Origin of the sequence: Aquiflexum sp., assembly GCF_041751335.1 — a bacterium.
Taxonomy (GTDB): domain Bacteria; phylum Bacteroidota; class Bacteroidia; order Cytophagales; family Cyclobacteriaceae; genus Aquiflexum.
On sequence record NZ_JBGSXS010000228.1, the window covers coordinates 1 to 18453 of the forward strand.

At 36.8% G+C, this 18453-nt stretch carries 18 protein-coding genes; 9 read left to right on the forward strand and 9 right to left on the reverse strand.

What is annotated here, in order from left to right:
* Positions 1-183 precede the first annotated feature (183 nt).
* Both ACEW8U_RS12245 and ACEW8U_RS12250 read right to left on the reverse strand, forming a co-directional pair.
* A complete protein-coding gene (locus tag ACEW8U_RS12245) occupies positions 184-1527 on the reverse strand; it encodes a PAS domain-containing sensor histidine kinase (protein WP_373522333.1) in 1344 nt (447 codons plus the stop codon).
* The gene (locus ACEW8U_RS12250) at positions 1517-2899 is read right to left on the reverse strand and encodes a sigma-54-dependent transcriptional regulator (RefSeq protein ID WP_373522334.1); all 1383 of its coding nucleotides are present in this window, start codon (positions 2897-2899) and stop codon (positions 1517-1519) included. The genes ACEW8U_RS12245 and ACEW8U_RS12250 overlap by 11 nt, the downstream gene beginning before the upstream one ends.
* Positions 2900-3115: 216 nt before the next feature.
* On the opposite strand from ACEW8U_RS12250, the gene ACEW8U_RS12255 reads away from it, so the two are divergent.
* Positions 3116-3544: a peptidylprolyl isomerase gene (locus ACEW8U_RS12255; RefSeq protein WP_373522335.1), complete on the forward strand. Its 429-nt coding sequence runs from the start codon at positions 3116-3118 to the stop codon at positions 3542-3544.
* A gap of 61 nt (positions 3545-3605) precedes the next feature.
* On the opposite strand, the gene ACEW8U_RS12260 is transcribed toward ACEW8U_RS12255, so the two are convergent.
* From ACEW8U_RS12260 to rsfS, 4 genes are all read right to left on the reverse strand, one after another.
* The gene (locus ACEW8U_RS12260; protein ID WP_373522336.1) at positions 3606-4436 is read right to left on the reverse strand and encodes a hypothetical protein; all 831 of its coding nucleotides are present in this window, start codon (positions 4434-4436) and stop codon (positions 3606-3608) included.
* Complete coding sequence (locus ACEW8U_RS12265; protein ID WP_373522337.1) at positions 4433-5194, reverse strand: UDP-2,3-diacylglucosamine diphosphatase; 762 nt, start codon at positions 5192-5194, stop codon at positions 4433-4435. The genes ACEW8U_RS12260 and ACEW8U_RS12265 overlap by 4 nt, the downstream gene beginning before the upstream one ends.
* A gap of 81 nt (positions 5195-5275) precedes the next feature.
* The gene (gene ftsH / locus ACEW8U_RS12270) at positions 5276-7339 is read right to left on the reverse strand and encodes an ATP-dependent zinc metalloprotease FtsH (RefSeq protein WP_373522338.1); all 2064 of its coding nucleotides are present in this window, start codon (positions 7337-7339) and stop codon (positions 5276-5278) included.
* A gap of 62 nt (positions 7340-7401) precedes the next feature.
* Positions 7402-7749 (reverse strand): ribosome silencing factor, encoded by a 348-nt coding sequence (rsfS, locus tag ACEW8U_RS12275; RefSeq protein ID WP_373522339.1) that lies wholly within the window; start codon positions 7747-7749, stop codon positions 7402-7404.
* Positions 7750-7840: 91 nt separating this feature from the next.
* Here rsfS and ACEW8U_RS12280 point away from each other — a divergent pair, with 91 nt between their 5' ends.
* The 3 genes from ACEW8U_RS12280 (at position 7841) to ACEW8U_RS12290 (ending at position 10640) form a co-directional block, all read left to right on the forward strand.
* On the forward strand, positions 7841-8605 hold the full coding sequence (locus tag ACEW8U_RS12280; protein ID WP_373522340.1) for a biotin--[acetyl-CoA-carboxylase] ligase: 765 nt from the start codon (positions 7841-7843) through the stop codon (positions 8603-8605).
* 71 nt (positions 8606-8676) lie between these two features.
* On the forward strand, positions 8677-9996 hold the full coding sequence (gene ahcY / locus ACEW8U_RS12285) for an adenosylhomocysteinase (protein ID WP_373522341.1): 1320 nt from the start codon (positions 8677-8679) through the stop codon (positions 9994-9996).
* 266 nt (positions 9997-10262) lie between these two features.
* Positions 10263-10640, forward strand: coding sequence for a hypothetical protein (locus tag ACEW8U_RS12290; RefSeq protein WP_373522342.1), 378 nt, complete (start codon positions 10263-10265; stop codon positions 10638-10640).
* 59 nt (positions 10641-10699) lie between these two features.
* Here ACEW8U_RS12290 and ACEW8U_RS12295 read toward each other — a convergent pair whose 3' ends face one another.
* The gene (locus tag ACEW8U_RS12295; protein WP_373522343.1) at positions 10700-11515 is read right to left on the reverse strand and encodes a hypothetical protein; all 816 of its coding nucleotides are present in this window, start codon (positions 11513-11515) and stop codon (positions 10700-10702) included.
* Between the two features lie 127 nt (positions 11516-11642).
* Between ACEW8U_RS12295 and ACEW8U_RS12300 the strand changes: the two genes are divergently transcribed.
* On the forward strand, positions 11643-12515 hold the full coding sequence (locus ACEW8U_RS12300) for an SDR family oxidoreductase (RefSeq protein ID WP_373522344.1): 873 nt from the start codon (positions 11643-11645) through the stop codon (positions 12513-12515).
* A gap of 245 nt (positions 12516-12760) precedes the next feature.
* Here ACEW8U_RS12300 and ACEW8U_RS12305 read toward each other — a convergent pair whose 3' ends face one another.
* Entirely contained in the window at positions 12761-13291 is a 531-nt protein-coding gene (locus ACEW8U_RS12305; RefSeq protein WP_373522345.1) for a hypothetical protein, read from the reverse strand.
* A gap of 131 nt (positions 13292-13422) precedes the next feature.
* Between ACEW8U_RS12305 and ACEW8U_RS12310 the strand changes: the two genes are divergently transcribed.
* Both ACEW8U_RS12310 and ACEW8U_RS12315 read left to right on the forward strand, forming a co-directional pair.
* Positions 13423-13887 (forward strand): hypothetical protein, encoded by a 465-nt coding sequence (locus ACEW8U_RS12310; protein ID WP_373522346.1) that lies wholly within the window; start codon positions 13423-13425, stop codon positions 13885-13887.
* On the forward strand, positions 13884-14516 hold the full coding sequence (locus ACEW8U_RS12315) for a hypothetical protein (protein WP_373522347.1): 633 nt from the start codon (positions 13884-13886) through the stop codon (positions 14514-14516). The genes ACEW8U_RS12310 and ACEW8U_RS12315 overlap by 4 nt, the downstream gene beginning before the upstream one ends.
* Positions 14517-14581: 65 nt before the next feature.
* Here ACEW8U_RS12315 and ACEW8U_RS12320 read toward each other — a convergent pair whose 3' ends face one another.
* The gene (locus tag ACEW8U_RS12320; protein ID WP_373522348.1) at positions 14582-15775 is read right to left on the reverse strand and encodes an ATP-binding protein; all 1194 of its coding nucleotides are present in this window, start codon (positions 15773-15775) and stop codon (positions 14582-14584) included.
* Positions 15776-16249: 474 nt separating this feature from the next.
* On the opposite strand from ACEW8U_RS12320, the gene ACEW8U_RS12325 reads away from it, so the two are divergent.
* Complete coding sequence (locus ACEW8U_RS12325; protein ID WP_373522349.1) at positions 16250-17437, forward strand: hypothetical protein; 1188 nt, start codon at positions 16250-16252, stop codon at positions 17435-17437.
* A 66-nt stretch (positions 17438-17503) separates the two neighbouring features.
* A complete protein-coding gene (locus tag ACEW8U_RS12330; protein ID WP_373522350.1) occupies positions 17504-18193 on the forward strand; it encodes an outer membrane beta-barrel protein in 690 nt (229 codons plus the stop codon).
* Positions 18194-18453: the final 260 nt, after the last annotated feature.

Here is an 18453-nt window from a genome sequence, read left to right on the forward strand (position 1 = left end):
CAATTCTGTCTTTTTATACGAGCTCATTCTCACTTTTGACACGAACCTTGCCTTGGTGGCCAATTGCGGGGAAGGTAATCAGGAATTCATGTATATCAATAATTCTAAAAAACTCACTAATTTCACATGGGCTGCCTGTGATGGACCGGGTTTTATTTATTCCAAAAAATAATCAATTGTTTTTTAGGCATTGAATATCAATTTGAAGGTTGTTCCTTCCCCCAATTTAGATCTAACCTGAATATTTCCTTTGTGCCTGCGCATGATCTGCTTGGATAAACTCAAGCCTATTCCTGAACCTTTCTTTTTCGTAGTAAAGAATGGGATAAATATTTTTGGCAAAGCATCCTCTTCTATACCCCTTCCGCTGTCGGTCACTTCCAGGATTATTTTCCCGGATTCATCTATAAAAGCATCAAGTGAAATAATTCTGCTTATTGTGTCCTCTACAGCATGGATAGCATTTTGTATCAGGTTGATTAAAACCTGTTCAATTAAAGTCTGATCTCCAAAGAGAATCAAATCATCTGGTTCAATATGTTTTTTGAGCTGAATCTGATTGGTGTCAAACTGATGCTGCATCAAGGTTTCCAATTGGTCAAAAAGCCCCTTAAGCCTTATTGTTTGGAATTTTGGTGTTGGGATATGGGCGAGACTTCTGAAATCACTCACAAAATTGATCATGCCTTCGCTTCTTTTTTCAATGGTACTGATGGCCATCAAATAATCTTCCAGGTCACTTGGGTTGACAGGTTCATTGATGTCGATCTTGGATTCTATATCTCCTTTGACTGTAGATGCCAAAGAGGAAATAGGAGCGATGCTGTTCATGATTTCGTGGGTCAACACCCGGACCAGGTTCTGCCATGCCTCCATTTCTTTTTCCTCCAACTCACTTTGAATATTCTGAAGTGATACCAATTTGAATTTGGTATCTCTCAGCACCAGTTCAATCACATAGACTGAAAGCTGCATGATACCGTCGGGATGCGCAATTTTGATCAGTTCACTTCCCCCGGTCCGGAGAGAATGAATGGCATGATGAAGTTCTTTATTGATTTTTTCAACCTCTTTTATATTGGTCAGTTGATGAATATTGATCATTCTTTTGGCAGCTGTATTTACAATCTGGACTTTGCCATCTTCATCAAATGTGATCAAACCAATACTCAGATGTTGAAAGACCGATCGGAAATATTGATAATTGGCTTCTTTTTCTGCCTGATCTTCCAGAAGTTTTGCCAATATGGCGTTGAATTCAATATGGAGATCATCTGTTTCAGTACCATCAAATTTGACGGGATAGACATTTGTGTAATTATCCTGCTTGATGTTATCTAGAAATTGCCTTACCTTCTTGAAAGAGCTTTCTGCATAACTAAGGAAAAAAACTATCTGAGCTAAAATCAAAATGATGAACAGGGATATGGCGAATACCCCTGTTCCATTAAGAATAAAATAGGCAAGCAAAAAAAGTGAAATTGCCAGGAGAATGATTCTACCTAATAAGCCAACCTTATAATCCATATTTTTCTAATCTTCGATAAAGCGAGGCTCTTGTCAATCCCAATTCTTTGGCCGCTTTGGAGATATTCCCTCCATTCTTATCAATTGCTTTTTGAATATAGTTTTTTTCAACCTCATCCAGGTTGAATGTATTCGGGACTGCGGCCTTTTCATTGGAGGGCTTGGCTGAAAGAAAAAAGAAATCTCTGCTATCCAACATATCACCTTCGGCCATGATTATTGTTCTTTCAATGGCATGTTGCAATTCTCTGATATTCCCTGGCCAATTATACTTTTGAAGCAATTGCATGGCATTAGGTGTAAATCCTTTGAAATCCTTCCTGTATTTCTGTGAATAGCTTTTTAGAAAATGATTGGCCAATAAGGGTATGTCATCCTGTCTTTCTCTCAATGGCGGAAGGAAGATTTCCACTGTATTGATCCTGTATAGTAAATCCTGACGGAAGGTATTGTCCATGACCATGTCGTGGATATGCATATTGGTGGCACAGATCAATCTGATATCCACGGGTATGGATTTGTTTGTACCGATTCTGGTTACTTCTCTTTTTTGTAATACGGTCAATAGTTTTGATTGTAATGGCATGCTAAGATTTCCTATTTCATCCAAAAATAAGGTCCCTTTATCCGCAATTTCAAATCTTCCTGCACGGTCTTCTTTGGCATCGGTAAACGAGCCCCTTTTGTGTCCAAACAACTCGCTTTCAAATAAAGACTCTGTGATAGCGCCCATATCCACTCCCACAAATATCTCATCCCTTCTATGTGACCTATCATGGATAGCCCTTGCAATTAGCTCTTTTCCTGTGCCATTTTCACCTAGAATCAAAATATTAGCATCGGTCGTGGCGACTTTGTCGATGATGGAAAAAATATTTTTCATCGAAGCACTCTGTCCAATAATATCCGCATAGGGCTTTTTAAGGTCGGATTGTAATTGTTTCTGTTTGGTTGAAAGCTTTTCCACCTGATTGTAACTTTCTTTCAGACGTGAAGCAGAGGTAAGCGTTGCCAACAGTTTTTCGTTTTGCCATGGTTTTAGGATAAAATCAGTAGCTCCTTCTTTAAGTGCCTGAACTGCCATTTCAACATCGCCAAAAGCTGTTATAAGAATAACCACTGCCTTAGGATCAATTTCCTTTATTTGTTTAAGCCAATGAAATCCTTCTTTCCCTGATGTGGTATCATCAGTGAAATTCATATCAAGCAAAATGACATCATAGCTGTTGTTATTGATCAGGAAAGGGATTCTTCGAGGGTCTTTTTCAATACTAACTTCTTTCGCATGTTTTTTTAACAACATTTTGGCAGCGAAGAGCAAGTCTTCATTGTCATCAATAATCAATATTTTTCCTAGTTGTTGGTTTTCCATTGGTTTTGGATTTTTTGATATGATCTTCAATGACAAAATGGTGCCATAAATCAAAAGCCACTCTGAGGGAAGATTCTGCTATAAATCTAACAAAAATATGTTCATAAATGAACAGGTTGTTTTTAAAAACGGACATGAAGTGACTCAATTACGGACAAGTTTTCAATCCAAAATGAAATGTATTACCTTTGACGCTTTAACAAAAAATAATTTGATATGTCAGTAGCAAGTAAAGGGAATGCCGTTAAAGTACATTACACCGGAAGGTTAACAGACGGAACCGTATTTGATTCATCCGAAAATAGAGATCCTCTTGGGTTTACTTTAGGTGATGGAAATATGATCAAAGGATTTGATGCCGCAGTATTTGGTATGGGAGTAGGTGAAGAGAAAAGCATAACAATTCCATGTGTCGAGGCATATGGAGAAAAGAGAGAAGACATGATGTTGGAAATTCCAAGAGAGCAAGTCCCTCCTCATATCAATCCTGAAATAGGAATGGAATTGTCACTTCAAAATCAGGCAGGACAGCCCGTACCTGTGAAAGTTGCCCTAGTAGATGAAGAAAAAGTAACCTTGGATGCCAATCATCCTTTGGCAGGTCAGGATTTGATTTTTGATATCAAATTGGTTGAAATCGGTTAATAGCAATAGAAATTTGAGTTTTAAAAGGTCATTGGGATTTTTTCCAATGGCCTTTTTTTGATCAGAATATTCCTTCAATTGGGGTTTTTGATTTGTCAAATATCCAAACTTGATTACCATCATAGAAATAAACCTGATTTTGATTTACTAAAATTCCTTTTGCTTTGATGCCTGATGGGACATTTATTGATTCAACTTTCTCAGATTGGAAATTTAAAAACACTATTTTATCGTCCTCCAAATAAATCAGATACCCTTTCCAAAATCCTAGTTTTTGAATAGGCTTAGCATTCAGTTTTTTAATGAAATTGCCTTGATTATCAAGGATAAAGACACCTTCATCCTTAATATTTAAAAACAATAGGTTTTGATATTCTTTGATATCCACTATATCCAACGACGAACGATCAATGATCAGATTTAAAGGCTGATTTTGGATAATCCTGTTTCGCCGATAATCGAATTGCTTGAGAGATAAATCAGTCTCATCAAATACCCAAATGATATTGTTGTTACCCAATGTGGCAGCCTTGGCGAGGTTAATCAGATTCATGGGAATCCTGTTTTCTGAAACAGGATTTATAAATCTGTCCAAAATCCTGTATTCCTGTAAATCAGCAGAAAATGTAAAAATATTAACAGTCCAAAAAGCTTCTAATTGACTTAAGCTTCCCTGTCTTGGTGGGGAGAAATTATTCAGGAATTTTCCCTCTTTGCTGTATTGATAGAGGTTTCCTTCTAAGTCGGCAAGGAAAATAAACCCTTGATTATCCAGCGAAATTTTATCCAATCTGGGAAAGTCAATGATTTTGGGTATTCCCCAATCATCTACCTGACCAAATAACTGAAGGCTTTGGCAGAGGAACATCAATATGAGAAGTATGGATTTCAATTTTCAAATTTTTTGATTTCAAATGATTTGCCGTCAAAGACGCCATAGGTGTATTGGTGAACCCATTCACCCAGGTTGTAATACCTAGATGAATTGCCTACTGGAAGATCAAGAGGAAGGTGTCTATGTCCAAATATATAAAAATCAAAGTGCTGATTTTTATCAATTTTTTTACAATAGGCCCAAATCCACTCGTTTTCTCCTTTAAACTCATTGTCATGGTTTTGTAAATTAGTTATCCGGCTGCTTTTGGACCATTTCTGTGCCAAGCGAATCCCGAGGTCAGGATGGAGCCACTTGAACAGCCATTGACAGACAGGATTTGTAAAAATCTTCTTAAGAATTTTATATTGTCTATCACCGGGCCCCAGTCCATCACCATGTCCAATTAAAAATTTTTTATTTTCAATATTGACTTCAATGGGATGGTCAAAGACTGGAATACCAAGTTCTTGTGTGAAATAGTCATCCATCCACAGGTCATGATTTCCATTGAAAAAGAAAATAGGAATACCTCTTTCCCGTAATTGCGAAATTTTGCCTAGGAAACGGATAAATCCTTTGGGAATTACTTTATCATATTCAAACCAAAAGTCAAATATATCTCCAACAAGAAAAATTGCAGCTGATTCATTTTGGATTGAATCCAGCCATTTGATGATTCGATTCTCTCTAGCCTTACTGCTAGTATCATCTGGGGCACCTAAATGGAAATCGGAAGCAAAAAAGATCTTCTTTTGATGAAGTTTGATATTCATAATTTTTTTGGATTGAGCAAAGATAGTATGAAAATGAAAAAGCCTCCGTTTGGGAGGCTTTTCATTTTTTTACATTTTATTTTATTCTTTGGTATCCTCTACTTTTTGGGGCTCTTTTTCAATAATATCACCATTTCCATTTTCAGAAGTTACCTCAACTGTCGGAGTTTCATCCTCTTTTTCTACTACTTTTTTGGTAAAAGCCTCATAAGTAGTTTCCTTGGCAAAAGGTCTTTTTCCTATCAATTTTTCTAAATCAGATTGGAATAAAATCTCCTTTTCCAGCAATTCTTTCGCCAATATTTCTACTTCAGGTTTCTTGTTCCGTAATAGGGTTTTGGTTCTTTCATAAGCAGACGCCACCAGTTTTCTTACTTCTTCATCGATAGTTTCAGCCGTGGTTTCAGAATATGGTTTTGTCATTCTATAGTCTTGGGACTTACTGTCGTAGAATGATACGTTTCCAATTTTGTCATTCATACCATAGACAGATACCATTGAATAAGCCATTTTGGTTACCCTTTCTAAATCACTTAATGCTCCTGTGGATATTTTTCCAAATATGATTTCCTCAGCAGCTCTTCCGCCCAAAGTCATACACATCTCATCCATGAGTTGTTCGGTTTGGTAAAGAAACTGTTCTTTTGGAAGGTATTGTGCGTAACCTAACGCCGCTATTCCTCTAGGTACAATACTTACCTTGACTAAAGGATCCGCATGTTCCAAGAACCAACCTGCTACTGCGTGACCAGCTTCATGAAATGCTACGATTTTCTTTTCTTCAGGAGAAATGATTTTTGTTTTCTTTTCTAGACCACCAATAACCCTGTCAATTGCATCCTGAAAATCCTCCATGTCTACAGCAGTTTTATTCCTCCGGGCGGCAATTAATGCTGCTTCATTACAAACGTTGGCAATTTCAGCACCCGCAAATCCAGGCGTTTGTGCAGCTATCTTTTTAGGATCAATATCATCTGCTGTCTTTATGGGCTGCAAGTGAACTTTAAAAATAGCTTCTCTACCTACTATATCAGGCTTATCAATACTGATTTGTCTGTCAAATCTTCCAGGTCTTAATAAGGCGCTGTCCAAAACATCGGGTCTATTGGTAGCAGCTAGTACAATTACTCCAGAATCGGTTCCGAAACCATCCATTTCAACCAACAAGGAGTTCAGTGTGTTTTCCCTTTCGTCATTGGACCCGGGCATTTGACCTTTTCCTCTTGATCGACCAATGGCATCAATCTCATCTATGAAAATGATACAGGGCGCTTTTTCTTTGGCTTGCTTAAATAAATCCCTAACTCTCGCGGCACCTACCCCGACAAACATTTCAACAAAATCAGAACCTGAAAGCGTAAAGAATGGAACTCCTGCTTCTCCTGCCACAGCTTTGGCCAAAAGAGTTTTGCCTGTTCCAGGAGGTCCTACCAACAATGCGCCTTTGGGTATTTTTCCTCCCAATTTGGTAAATTTTGAAGGGTTTTTAAGGAATTCAACAATTTCTTGAATTTCTTCTTTTGCTTCATCCAAACCAGCCACATTGTCAAAGGTTATTTTGACTTTATTTTCTGCATCAAATAATTGCGCTTTTGATTTGCCGACATTAAATATCTGTCCACCTGGTCCACTGGGACCGGCCATTCTTCGCATCATGATCCAGAAGAAGACGAATAAAATGATCAAAAATCCGAAACTTGAAAACCAATTAGTCCAAGATTCCTCATTTTTTACAGAATAGGCAATTCGTTGATTTTCTGGGACACTGCTCTCAAGATCTTCAAAATCTTTTTCAAATTTCTCGGCACTTGCCACTTCTATAGAATAGTGGGGACCCAAAGGATTAAAAAATGGACCATTGGAATCAAGTTCGTTTTTATATTTTTGATTTTCCAATGCTGACTCTTTCAGCGTAACATCAATTCGATTTTGATTTCTGATGATGGTTACTTTGGCCACATCATTGGCCAAATACATATCCTCAAACTTGCTTTTGGTAATATTGATTACATTGGTTCTTTGATTAAACCAAGTGATTCCTACCAAAACAATCACGGCCGTAATGATCAACCATAGTTGAAAATTTGGTTTCTGCGGAGTTTTAGGAAGGAAGTTTTTACTTTTACTTTTATTCGTATCGCTCATTATATATTTTCGTCAAGCTTTTTTTTAAAACGATTTAAGGTCTTTAAAGTTCAAAAACAAAATTATGATCCGATCCTTGTAACTTTCGCATCACCCCATAGATCTTCAAGTCCATAAAATTCTCTTTTTTCTTTAAGAAAAACATGGGCCACTACATTGATATAATCAATCAAAATCCATTGTTTATTGTTTTTCCCTTCACTTCTAAAAGGTTTTTCTTTTAACCTTTCAGTAACTTCTTCAATTGAATCAGAAATTGCTTCAATTTGTGTATCGGAATTACCGGAACAGATAACAAAAAAGTCAGTAAATGAATTTTTTACCTTTCTCAAGTCCATTACCACGATATCGGAAGCCTTTTTTTCTTCCATTCCCTTTACGATTAATTTGCTCAGCTCTTCTGCTGTCATATATTTTTTAGTGTATTTTTACAATTTAAACCTTTATGTACTAAGAATCAAAATCTAATTCCTGATTGGATTGCAAATAAAGTAATTTGAAATGTATAAAATCCTTGCCAATACGCTTTTTCTGGGTAAAGATATCATTTACCTGACAGACTGTCACTCTACCAATGATGAAGCCCAGGATAGGTTAAGAAAAGGGGAAGTTTTCGAAGGTAGTATAGTTATAACCGATAATCAAAGTAAAGGGAAAGGTCAAAGAGGAAATCAATGGATTTCTGAGAAAGGCAAAAACCTGACTTTCTCCCTTGTACTTCAACCAAAATTTCTCATTCCTTCAGAACAGTTTTTTTTAAATATTGTCATTTCACTTTCCATTTTGGATTTATTGTCCGAATACATTGAGGGTTTTCAAATCAAATGGCCTAATGATATCGTGCATATCACTGATGGGAAATTGGGAGGGATTTTAATAGAAAATTCACTTAGTCAGTCTACCTTAGAATCATCAATAGTTGGTATTGGACTTAATGTCAATCAACGCAACTTTGCAATGCCCAATGTTTGTTCATTGACACAACTAGCAGGACAGGATTTCGATATTTGGGAATTATTTAGAGGTTTAATAAAGCATATTGAAAATAGGTATATCCAATTAAAAAAAGCAAAAAGATTGCAATTGAAAGAAGAGTATCTTTCGAAGCTGTTCAGGTTTGATGAATGGAGTAATTTTGAAGATAAAGAAATTTTCAAGGGGATAATCAAAGGTATCACTGAGGAAGGGAAACTGATCATTCTAAAAGAAAATGGTCATTTTCAACATTATGCATTTAAAGAGGTTAAGTTCTTATTCGGGAATTAATTTCCTTATATCTCTAATTAGATTAATTTTGCATCTCTGAAATAAAATTATAAATCATACGAATACATATTATGTCTGAAATCAAATCAAAATTATACACACCTTTTAAAGTGAAGGATATTTCCTTAGCAGAGTGGGGGAGGAAAGAAATCAAATTGGCGGAAGCAGAAATGCCTGGTCTTATGGCGATAAGAGAAGAATATGGACCTTCCCAACCTTTAAAGGGTGCAAGAATTGCTGGTTGCCTTCACATGACCATTCAGACAGCTGTCCTTATCGAAACTTTAACAGCATTAGGTGCTGAGGTAACTTGGTCTTCCTGTAATATTTTTTCAACCCAAGATCACGCTGCTGCGGCAATTGCTGCTTCAGGTGTTGCGGTTTATGCTTGGAAAGGGATGACTGCTGAGGAGTTTGATTGGTGTATCGAGCAGACTATTTTCTTTGGAGAAGAAAAAAATCCTTTGAATATGATTCTTGACGATGGAGGAGACCTTACCAATATGGTGTTGGACAACTATCCCGAGCTTGTGGCAGGTATCAAAGGCCTATCTGAGGAAACTACCACAGGTGTACACAGGCTTTATGAAAGGATGAAAAAAGGTACGCTTCCTATGCCTGCCATCAATGTGAATGATTCTGTAACCAAGTCGAAATTTGACAACAAATACGGATGTAAAGAATCACTGGTGGATGCTATCCGAAGAGCTACTGACATCATGATGGCCGGGAAAGTTGCCGTTGTGGCAGGTTATGGTGATGTTGGAAAAGGTTCAGCTGCTTCATTGAGAGGTGCAGGTGCTAGGGTGATTGTTACTGAAATCGATCCAATCTGTGCATTACAGGCAGCAATGGATGGATTCGCAGTGAAGAAAATGGTTGATGCTGTAAAAGAAGCAGACATTGTGGTCACCGCTACCGGAAATAAAGATATTATTACCAAGGAGCATTTTTTGGCGATGAAGGATAAAGCCATTGTTTGTAACATCGGGCATTTTGACAATGAAATCGATATGGCCTGGCTAAACAAAACATATGGTCAGACCAAAGATGTGATCAAACCACAGGTGGATCTTTACAGTCTGGATGGAAAAGAAATCATAGTGCTGGCTGAGGGAAGACTTGTCAACTTGGGCTGTGCCACAGGACACCCTTCATTTGTCATGTCCAATTCTTTTTCGAATCAGACATTGGCGCAATTGGAGCTTTGGTTGAATACTGACCAATATGAGCCGGGTGTTTATGTATTGCCAAAACATTTGGACGAAAAAGTAGCGGCTTTGCATTTGGCCAAATTGGGAGTAGAGCTCGATACACTTTCGACTGATCAGGCGGAATATATAGGGGTAACTCCGGAAGGACCATACAAGCCGGAATATTACAGGTATTAAGCTTGATTGATCATTTAGATTAGATTTGTCTAACCTTTTGTGATTACCAAAGGGATTTGTAAAATGTATGTAGGACAGTTGTTGGTTCATTTCCAAAGCATTTATTTCTAAATCAAAAAACTCCATTCAGTACGAAATGGAGTTTTTTTGTTTAACCGCTATTATAGTTTTAATTTCAATTAATAATTGTAATTTCAATTAATAGAATGAGAGCTATGAAAGGATTTATTTATTTTCTTTTTGTCCTGGTATGCAGCTTCGGCTGCATGAATAAGGAAGATTTGAATTCGAATGTTCTAAATATAGAAATGGCAGTTCAGCGTGCCCAAAAGGCTTGTGGACAGTCTTCAGCAGCTTGGCTTAGTGAAATGCTTCAAAAAGTAGAAGAAGATAGGCTAACCAAGGCACATAACGGAAGTTTTATAGGATTTGTCTCTATGGTCAAACATCAAAACCACACTGTGTTTTACACAAATTTCATGAATAAAGTTGGTGGAGGAATGATGTTTTACTTGATGGATTGCAATGGAGATCCATTTGATGGATCTGCTGCTGTTACTACGGATCCGGGTTTTTTCCAACTTGAAGCCCATAAAAAGGAAAACATCATATATTCCAATATACCTTTGGAACTTTTTGACTAATCTAAAAACAGCTTTTTTTCCCCCCGAAGAAAATGCCTTTCAACAATCTCATGTAGTTGTCATTGCCTAAATACCATCACCCTACCATCCTGAAGCGTAATTGTTGCCTTGTTAATACAATCAGTTTCCTGTTCATAGATTACATTGTGTGATACTGATTGGGTTTCATTTCTAAAAATCTGCCAATTTTCTACTCCTTGGCTAGGCATAACAAAACCAGAATCCAAACATGAAGCATTATACCGTTTTGGGCTTGTTTGGATCATCTTAATTGGCCTTCCTGTAATATTTCTTCCTTCCAAACTACCTGATGATGTGAATTCTTTCAGAATTTGATTTTCGAATACCAGGTTGTGAACAGCCTCTCCTTTCAGCCTTGTCGAAGACCCGGTTTCATTGATGATCAGGATATCTTCGAAAGATTCTGTTCTTCGATTGGGATTTAAAAGACTCCTGATTTGTTTGAAATCTCTAGTGCCTTCAATAGCATAACCTTTTACCTTATAATCTTCATATTCCAACCTTGTGACGGTTTCCAATACATTGGTGGTGATATATTTAATATTGATTTTACCGGATCTCGAAAGATTATGGTTGGTGGTGCATTGGCTTTGAGCACTGAATTGAAGTGTGACCTTTTTTTCAACTTCATTCACCATAATTTCCGGACATCCGGGTAATGGGATTGTATCTGTTTTTTTGAAATCTTCAAATGTTCGAAATGCAAAAAATAGTGATTCTTCCAAAGCCAATGAAACCCGGAAGATTTCATTGCCCTCAGCTTGTAGGTCCGTTGTGATTACCTTGTCTACATCACCTGCACAAGATGAGATAAATACTAAAATATATAGGGAATACCAATGTTTGCTCTTCATGATCAATTGTTGCTGTAAATCTAATACCCTTTGGCAGATAATTAAAATGATGCCAAAATGATTTCACAGGTACTTTTTTTTACTTGGTGTATTACCTATCTTCAACGGTAATTAAACCCCAAATAATATGTTATACAATGAAGGAATGCTCAGGGAAGGAGCATTGAAAGGAAAAACCATAGTTGTAACAGGTGGAGGTACCGGTCTTGGAAAGTCCATGGGCCAGTATTTTTTGAAATTAGGTGCAAATCTCATCATTACCAGCAGAAAGTTGGATGTTTTGGAAGGTACTGCCAAAGAAATGGAATCAGAGACAGGAGGAAAAGTGCTTCCATTGGCCTGCGATGTTAGGGAAATAGATCAGGTTGAAAAAATGTTTGCCGATGCCGTAGCCCATTTTGGAAAAGTGGATGTAGTACTTAACAATGCAGCAGGCAATTTTATCAGTCCAACAGAAAGACTATCAACCAATGCATTCAATACTGTTTTGGATATTGTTTTGAAGGGAACTGCCAATGTGACCATGACCGCAGGGAAACATTGGATCAAGGAAAAGCAACCCGGGACATTTTTGAATATCGTGACGACTTATGCTTGGACAGGTTCGGGCTATGTAGTGCCGAGTGCTGCTGCCAAAGCAGGTGTTTTGGCCATGACCAGGTCATTGGCAGTAGAGTGGGCCAAATATAAAATCAGGTCAAATGCCATTGCCCCTGGACCTTTTCCTACTGAGGGTGCCTGGAGTAGATTACTGCCCGGAGACCTTGTCAAAAAGTTTGATCCCGCTAAAAAAGTGCCTGTTGGAAGAGTAGGTGACCATCAGGAGTTGGCCAACATAGCGGCTTACTTGGTATCTGATTACTCAGCGTATGTAAATGGAGAAGTGATAACCATTGATGGTGGAGAGTGGCTCAAAGGAGCGGGTGAGTTCAATAATCTGGACCTGATACCTCAGGAGATGTGGGATATGATGGAGGCTTCCAGAGGAAAAAAGGAATGAGCCCCAAAGTGATTTGGGGCTATTTAAAAGCAAAATGGAAAATTAGGAATTTATAATGAGGCTGTCATAATGAGTTGAACGCTGATGACGCTGATAGAGCAGATTTTCACGGATTTTTTACCTGTGGGCATCTGCAAAATCAGCCTGATCAGCGTTCTATTAAACAATCCTACTAAGGTTTGCTCAATACTTCATTTGATTTTAGAAAGAGTATATAAACATTTGTGACAGCTTCATATTCAAAATCATCGATCTTCCTTGAATATTGGCGCTTTTTTGTAAGGAAGCATCATAGTATTGTCCCAACTGGCCAGAACTTTTGACACGTTGCTATCATCAAGGGAAGTAGTTTCAATAATGTACCATCTGTTATTATTTTCAGTTCCAACGGCTATGATATGAACATCAGTGGTCACTTTTCCTCCCGGAACTTTTGAAATAGTGGTGACAGGGACTATGGCATGGGTTTCTTCGCCAGTTTTTGTCAGTTGTAAGGGTGGTTTGATTTTGTACTGCTGTAGGAGCATTCCTTTTTTATTTTGGGTATCATGGATCAGGACCAATGCACTTTTTACATTTTCCGGACCTCCTGCTTTTTCAACTACATCAGGATAGGTAAATCCTACCAATGTTTCATAATCCTCACATAACTTGGCATTGAAATAAGCTTGGGCAGCTGCTTGTATGTCAATTTCGACTGGGGTTTGTGCTGAAATTCCAAAACTGATGGACAACAATATGACCAACAATAGAAGGTTGTTTTTGTACTTTAACATGAGATAGATAATGTTTGGGTGATGGGCGAAGATATCGAAAACTAAGAATTGTGCAAATAATTGATGAAAATATTTTCTGTTCCAGGGAGATTTATTTTGGTAAGTCCTTCGTTTTTAGTTTTCTTTACTTCATGAAAAAATCTTTTGGGACATTGAGCATGGTTATGATGGTAAGCAATATTTTTTATGCTTTCCAATGTATAGATATATATGAGGACAATGCTTTTATCACATTACATGGAAAAATAACCGATAAGAACAATCAGGAGATTCCAGGTTTTGATCTGATACTTGGACAGGAGCCCAAGGACAATTTATTTTCTGAGTCACAGCAGGACAGATTTCAATATGATAGCCTTGAGAATGCGGTATCGAGAAGGATAAGGTTGGGAAAAACTGATAGTTCCGGAAATTTTAAATTCGTCCACCCTGATAAAAAATATACCAGATTTCTTGTTTACACAGACAACAATACCCTGTTTAGGTATATGGAAAAAGGGACTTTAGTGGAAAGAAATTATATATTGTTTGAAAGGGATCAAGATACCGGGCAATTTGCTAAGACTGTCAAAAACATTCAGATTGTAAATCCATGAAAAACTCAATAATTACTTTTCTTTTATTGGGTTGTTTTGTTACCCAGTTTATCCATGCCCAAGGTATGCGTTATGAATATTCTGATAGAGATGAGATTTCAATTTTTTCATTAGGGGTACAAACCCAATACGCTCCATTTTTAGGAAATAATTTTCTGTCAGAACATTATGACCACAGACCGGGATATATCTTGGAAACGAGATTTGGGTTAAAGGATTTTGTAGGATTTGGAGCCTATTTGGGAAAAAGCAGTGCTAAAATTAAAGAAACAGAAATTCTTGGTAGTGACTTCTTGTATAGCAAATTCAGGGATTCAGGCTTTTTTCTTTACTATCAATACTTTTTCAGTGAAAGGTTTGGGATTGAGCCTCAATTGGGATATGGTTTTTTATCTATCAAGCATGATGGACAGGGGGATAGTTTTAAATTAAACTATCAAAATGCCTTTGTGGGTCTAAACGGTAACTTTAATGTCAGCAAAAAGAGAGACCTCATTCTTTTTGGAGGGCTAAGGTATATGAGATATTTCACCAATAATATTAGTATCGACAACGACTATCTGGATTTTACCAGAAAATCCCAAAGACTTGCGGTCCAACTAGGGATAAGGTGTGAGTTTTTTAGGTGAAATCTTTCAAAACATTTTTATAGAAATTCAGGCATCTGGGAACCAATTTGTTCCAAATACCTGAATCAATACATAAATCCAAACAACCACAGCGGAATCTTCTTGGGATTGCCGTATTCGATGTCATCCGCAGCAATAAAGCTGTTTTTGATTCCTTGAATCTGCTCGGCGGTTTTGTTTTTGCCACCTACTTCAAAGATGTACTTTCCATCAATCCTGAAATCACCGTCCTTCACATACTCCACTATATGGGAATTGGAAAGCTGATTGATAAAGAATGTCTCTCTCAAGTTACCCAAGTCTGCATTTTTCGGTGTGAAAGCAAACTGAAAGTTGGTGTTTTCCAGGTAGATTTTTTCAGGCTTTTGCATTTGGGTAATTCCCTTGATGTCTTTGTAGAGGTTTTTGGTCAAATGTGCCTCTTGCAGGAAAAAAAGGTAGCTCACCAAAGTGTTCCGGTTGATTCCTATGCGCTCGCTAAGCTTGGTTACATTTGGAATAAATGGCACCGACTCCGAAATGATATGCAGCAAATGCTTCAACTTGGGGATATAGGAAATGTCCACACTCCGCAGCAGCGGCAACTCGATCTCCAAGGTCATATTCACCACTTCCTCCAAACGCTGGTGGTAAAGATCCGGCACCTCCTGAAAGAAGGGGAAGTATCCATGGTTCAGGTATGCACTAAAATGCTCCAAAGGTTTTACCTTTTGCAAGACTTCCCTTGCAATGGATACATGGTTTTCAATCAGCTCTTCCAAGCTGTGTATAGGAAATTCATTTCCCGTCCTGATGGCCAGAAACTCCCTGAAAGACAATCCCTGCATGTGGTAAATCACAGCCCTTCGGCTGAGGTCTGCGCGGGCATTCAGGATTTCCAGCATGGAGGAACCGGTAAACACAACCTTCAACTCAGGAAAATCATCGTAGATGTTTTTGATTTCGATGGACCAATTGGGGTATTTGTGTACTTCGTCCAGGAATAAGTATTTTCCTCCTCTTTTGACAAAATGATCCACCATGTCCACCAAACTGTTCTGTGCAAACCAGATATTGTCCAAACTCACGTATAAAGTGTTATGGTCAATGGGCAGGTTTTTCTTGATGTATTGAAGCAGCAGGGTGGTTTTCCCAACTCCCCTTGGCCCTTTGATACCGATCAACCTTGCCTCCCAGCGGATCTTATCGATCATGCTGCGGACAAAGTCCAGTGATTTAGCATCAACCTTCTTTAAAAATTTTTCATCTATGGATTCCATGATATCGCTTATTATGATAAGCAAAAATATGTAAATATGCTTAATATAAAAATCTTTAATCAAAATAATTGCTTAATAAGATAAGCAAAAAATAATAATAGTTTCTTTATAAATTAAGCTGTTTTTATGGAAATAGTTTTCATGCAGGGAGGTTATCCCAGCAAAGTGGAAATTTTTAAACCGGAGTTTAATTAATGCTAATCATTTTTTACAAGAGTATAAAGAAATAAAAATTGTACTCAGATTTTTATTTAAAAACTAGAAAAAAAGTTTATTCTTTGGATTTTCTATATTTCACCTAAAAAATAGTTTGATTCGGGGAGGGGTAAAATTAATTTTAGAATATGATTTTAAAAATAGCTATTGGAATAGTACAATATAAATAAGCTTCTGTTAACCACCGTGAAGTTAATTTGGATCATTATTTTTTTTCTTTTAATTTCATTTATCATTTAACCTCTAAATTTTATAATTATGGAAATATTTTATACTTATTTTAGCAGATTAACAGGCTTTCGAAATAAAGTTTTATTCCTCATGAAATTTTTGAAAAATTGTAGAATTGTCTACTTATCTTTAATTATGATTATTTCTTGTTCGATAAATGAAGAAATATATTTAGATAATGAACAACTGAATACAGATTTTTTGCCTGAAATTTTTGATGGTTCATTAAAATTTTCTGATAGTGACCAATTTGAAAACTTTATGCAAAATAATCTTGAGAAGAGTGTTGAGGATTTCCAAGAACAAATATTTGCATTAAAGGGATTCAATTCTTTACTGAATAGAGATAAGTCTGATAATTCTTTTTTTAGGCAATCTGGAAGTGATGACGGGGATGAAGAAGATGAAGATGAACTAGTTTATGATCCATATTTTGCTTCAATTTTAAATGAAAAAAGAGAATTGATGATTGAAGATATGGTTTTTAGAATCACTGATCATGGAGTTTTTAGTTATAAGCCTGAATATAGAAATAAAGCAGAAGATTTTTTTGGTAATCTCTTAAATCTAATGATTGAATTACCTTGTGGAGGTGATGAACCCATTATGTTAGTTGCAGAAGATGTTTATTATTTACAGCCAACAAATTGCGATGGTGGGGGTGGTTATAGTCCTCCCTCTTCTCCTCCGGTTTATAATGATGGTTGCTTTACTACAATTTACCTAGATCCTACAATTTGTGTTGGAAACTCTTCAAATATTTTTGGTACAACTGAGACATGTAGTAAGAATACAGACACTCATAGAAGGTTGAAGGTTAAATTTTGGAACCAAGATTTTCAAATTTATGCGTCGTTTGGCGTAAGTACTAGGTATCAAGGAAGAGCTCTTGGTATTTGGTTTGCCAGAAATGCAGATTTTTTGACTTTGCGATATAAAATAGAGCTTAAACTCAAAGATTTTTTGGACAATTATCATGAAGGTATAATAGAAACTGAAAATCCAATAGAAAGAAATAATACCAATAAGATAAAAAGAGTTCTAGATTGGCAAGCTGGAACTGTAAAAGTCAAATGCTATTATGGTGGTGGATTCGGGGGTTGCAATCCCGGGGATTTAAAATGGACAAAAGGCTATACGGTTCCATCTTTTGAAATATGCTCATATGTGAAAGATGGTAACAGGCAGGCAAGCGTTAGATTGGTAGGATTATAGCCCTTATTAATTAAAACAAGATTATAGAATTTTGGTATATGAAGTTGTCTGAGAAATATCTGAAATATGGAAAGGTTTAAAATATCAATATTTCTAGTTTTGTTTCTTGTTTCAGGAAAATCCATAGCCCAATTGTCATTAGGGCTTGATATGATTTCCAGAAAGGAGTTTTTTAAATACAATGATCCCGGCAATTTGATCTTGCCGGATGGATTTAGCCACCTGTCTTATGGAGTATTTGGGAAGTATTTATTTGAGAATAGCTTATTTATAGAGTCGGGGTTTTATATGTTTTCATACGGTGAAAGTTTGAATTTTAAGCCGGAACCCGGTCAGAACTTTTTTTTTGAAACTTTGAGTAATCCTCAAAGATTTTTAACCATTCCTATTCGGTTAGGCTATAAATTTGATCCATTAAGTCCATATTCTGAATTTATCAACAGGCTTAATATTCAACCTTTTGTAGGTTTTGCAACCTCTTTCAACAGGCATATCGGCCTAAAGGGTACTGAAACGAACCAAAGCATAAATAATGAAAGAAGGACAAATACTTATTTTGAAGGGGGACTGGGTATTGGATACAGGGTTTTTAGGAAAATAGAAGTAATGTTCCAATATAGCTTTCTGAAGGGGAACCATGATTTTGTAAGAAGGGAAGTACATTATATAGGGACTTCTGGAGATATGGAGCATTCCACTATCATTTCTGACGGTTCGGCAAGACATTGGCTTTTGAGGTTTCAGTATAATTTTTGAAACTCCCACAAAAATTCTATACATTTAATCCAATGAACTTCATTACCTTTGATCCGTAAATACCAATTGTGAAGTCTTTTGTCAAAATAGCGCACCTAGTTTTCTATGTGTTTTTCAACGCAGGGTTGAGCTATTCCATGCATTTTTGTGGTGATGACTTCCAAAGGTTCAATGTTTTTTCTGAATACAAAACCTGCTGTGAATCCAATACCCCCATGCCGGGATGTTGTGATGATGTTTCCAATTTGGAGCTTCCCAAT

Coding starts and splice junctions, on each gene's coding strand:
- ACEW8U_RS12245 (WP_373522333.1), bottom strand. CDS start 1,527: ATGGATTATAAGGTTGGCTTATTAGGTAGAATCATTCTCCTGGCAATT.
- ACEW8U_RS12250 (WP_373522334.1), bottom strand. CDS start 2,899: ATGGAAAACCAACAACTAGGAAAAATATTGATTATTGATGACAATGAA.
- ACEW8U_RS12255 (WP_373522335.1), top strand. CDS start 3,116: ATGTCAGTAGCAAGTAAAGGGAATGCCGTTAAAGTACATTACACCGGA.
- ACEW8U_RS12265 (WP_373522337.1), bottom strand. CDS start 5,194: ATGAATATCAAACTTCATCAAAAGAAGATCTTTTTTGCTTCCGATTTC.
- ftsH (WP_373522338.1), bottom strand. CDS start 7,339: ATGAGCGATACGAATAAAAGTAAAAGTAAAAACTTCCTTCCTAAAACT.
- rsfS (WP_373522339.1), bottom strand. CDS start 7,749: ATGACAGCAGAAGAGCTGAGCAAATTAATCGTAAAGGGAATGGAAGAA.
- ACEW8U_RS12280 (WP_373522340.1), top strand. CDS start 7,841: ATGTATAAAATCCTTGCCAATACGCTTTTTCTGGGTAAAGATATCATT.
- ahcY (WP_373522341.1), top strand. CDS start 8,677: ATGTCTGAAATCAAATCAAAATTATACACACCTTTTAAAGTGAAGGAT.
- ACEW8U_RS12290 (WP_373522342.1), top strand. CDS start 10,263: ATGAATAAGGAAGATTTGAATTCGAATGTTCTAAATATAGAAATGGCA.
- ACEW8U_RS12295 (WP_373522343.1), bottom strand. CDS start 11,515: ATGAAGAGCAAACATTGGTATTCCCTATATATTTTAGTATTTATCTCA.
- ACEW8U_RS12300 (WP_373522344.1), top strand. CDS start 11,643: ATGTTATACAATGAAGGAATGCTCAGGGAAGGAGCATTGAAAGGAAAA.
- ACEW8U_RS12305 (WP_373522345.1), bottom strand. CDS start 13,291: ATGTTAAAGTACAAAAACAACCTTCTATTGTTGGTCATATTGTTGTCC.
- ACEW8U_RS12310 (WP_373522346.1), top strand. CDS start 13,423: ATGAAAAAATCTTTTGGGACATTGAGCATGGTTATGATGGTAAGCAAT.
- ACEW8U_RS12315 (WP_373522347.1), top strand. CDS start 13,884: ATGAAAAACTCAATAATTACTTTTCTTTTATTGGGTTGTTTTGTTACC.
- ACEW8U_RS12320 (WP_373522348.1), bottom strand. CDS start 15,775: ATGGAATCCATAGATGAAAAATTTTTAAAGAAGGTTGATGCTAAATCA.
- ACEW8U_RS12325 (WP_373522349.1), top strand. CDS start 16,250: ATGGAAATATTTTATACTTATTTTAGCAGATTAACAGGCTTTCGAAAT.
- ACEW8U_RS12330 (WP_373522350.1), top strand. CDS start 17,504: ATGGAAAGGTTTAAAATATCAATATTTCTAGTTTTGTTTCTTGTTTCA.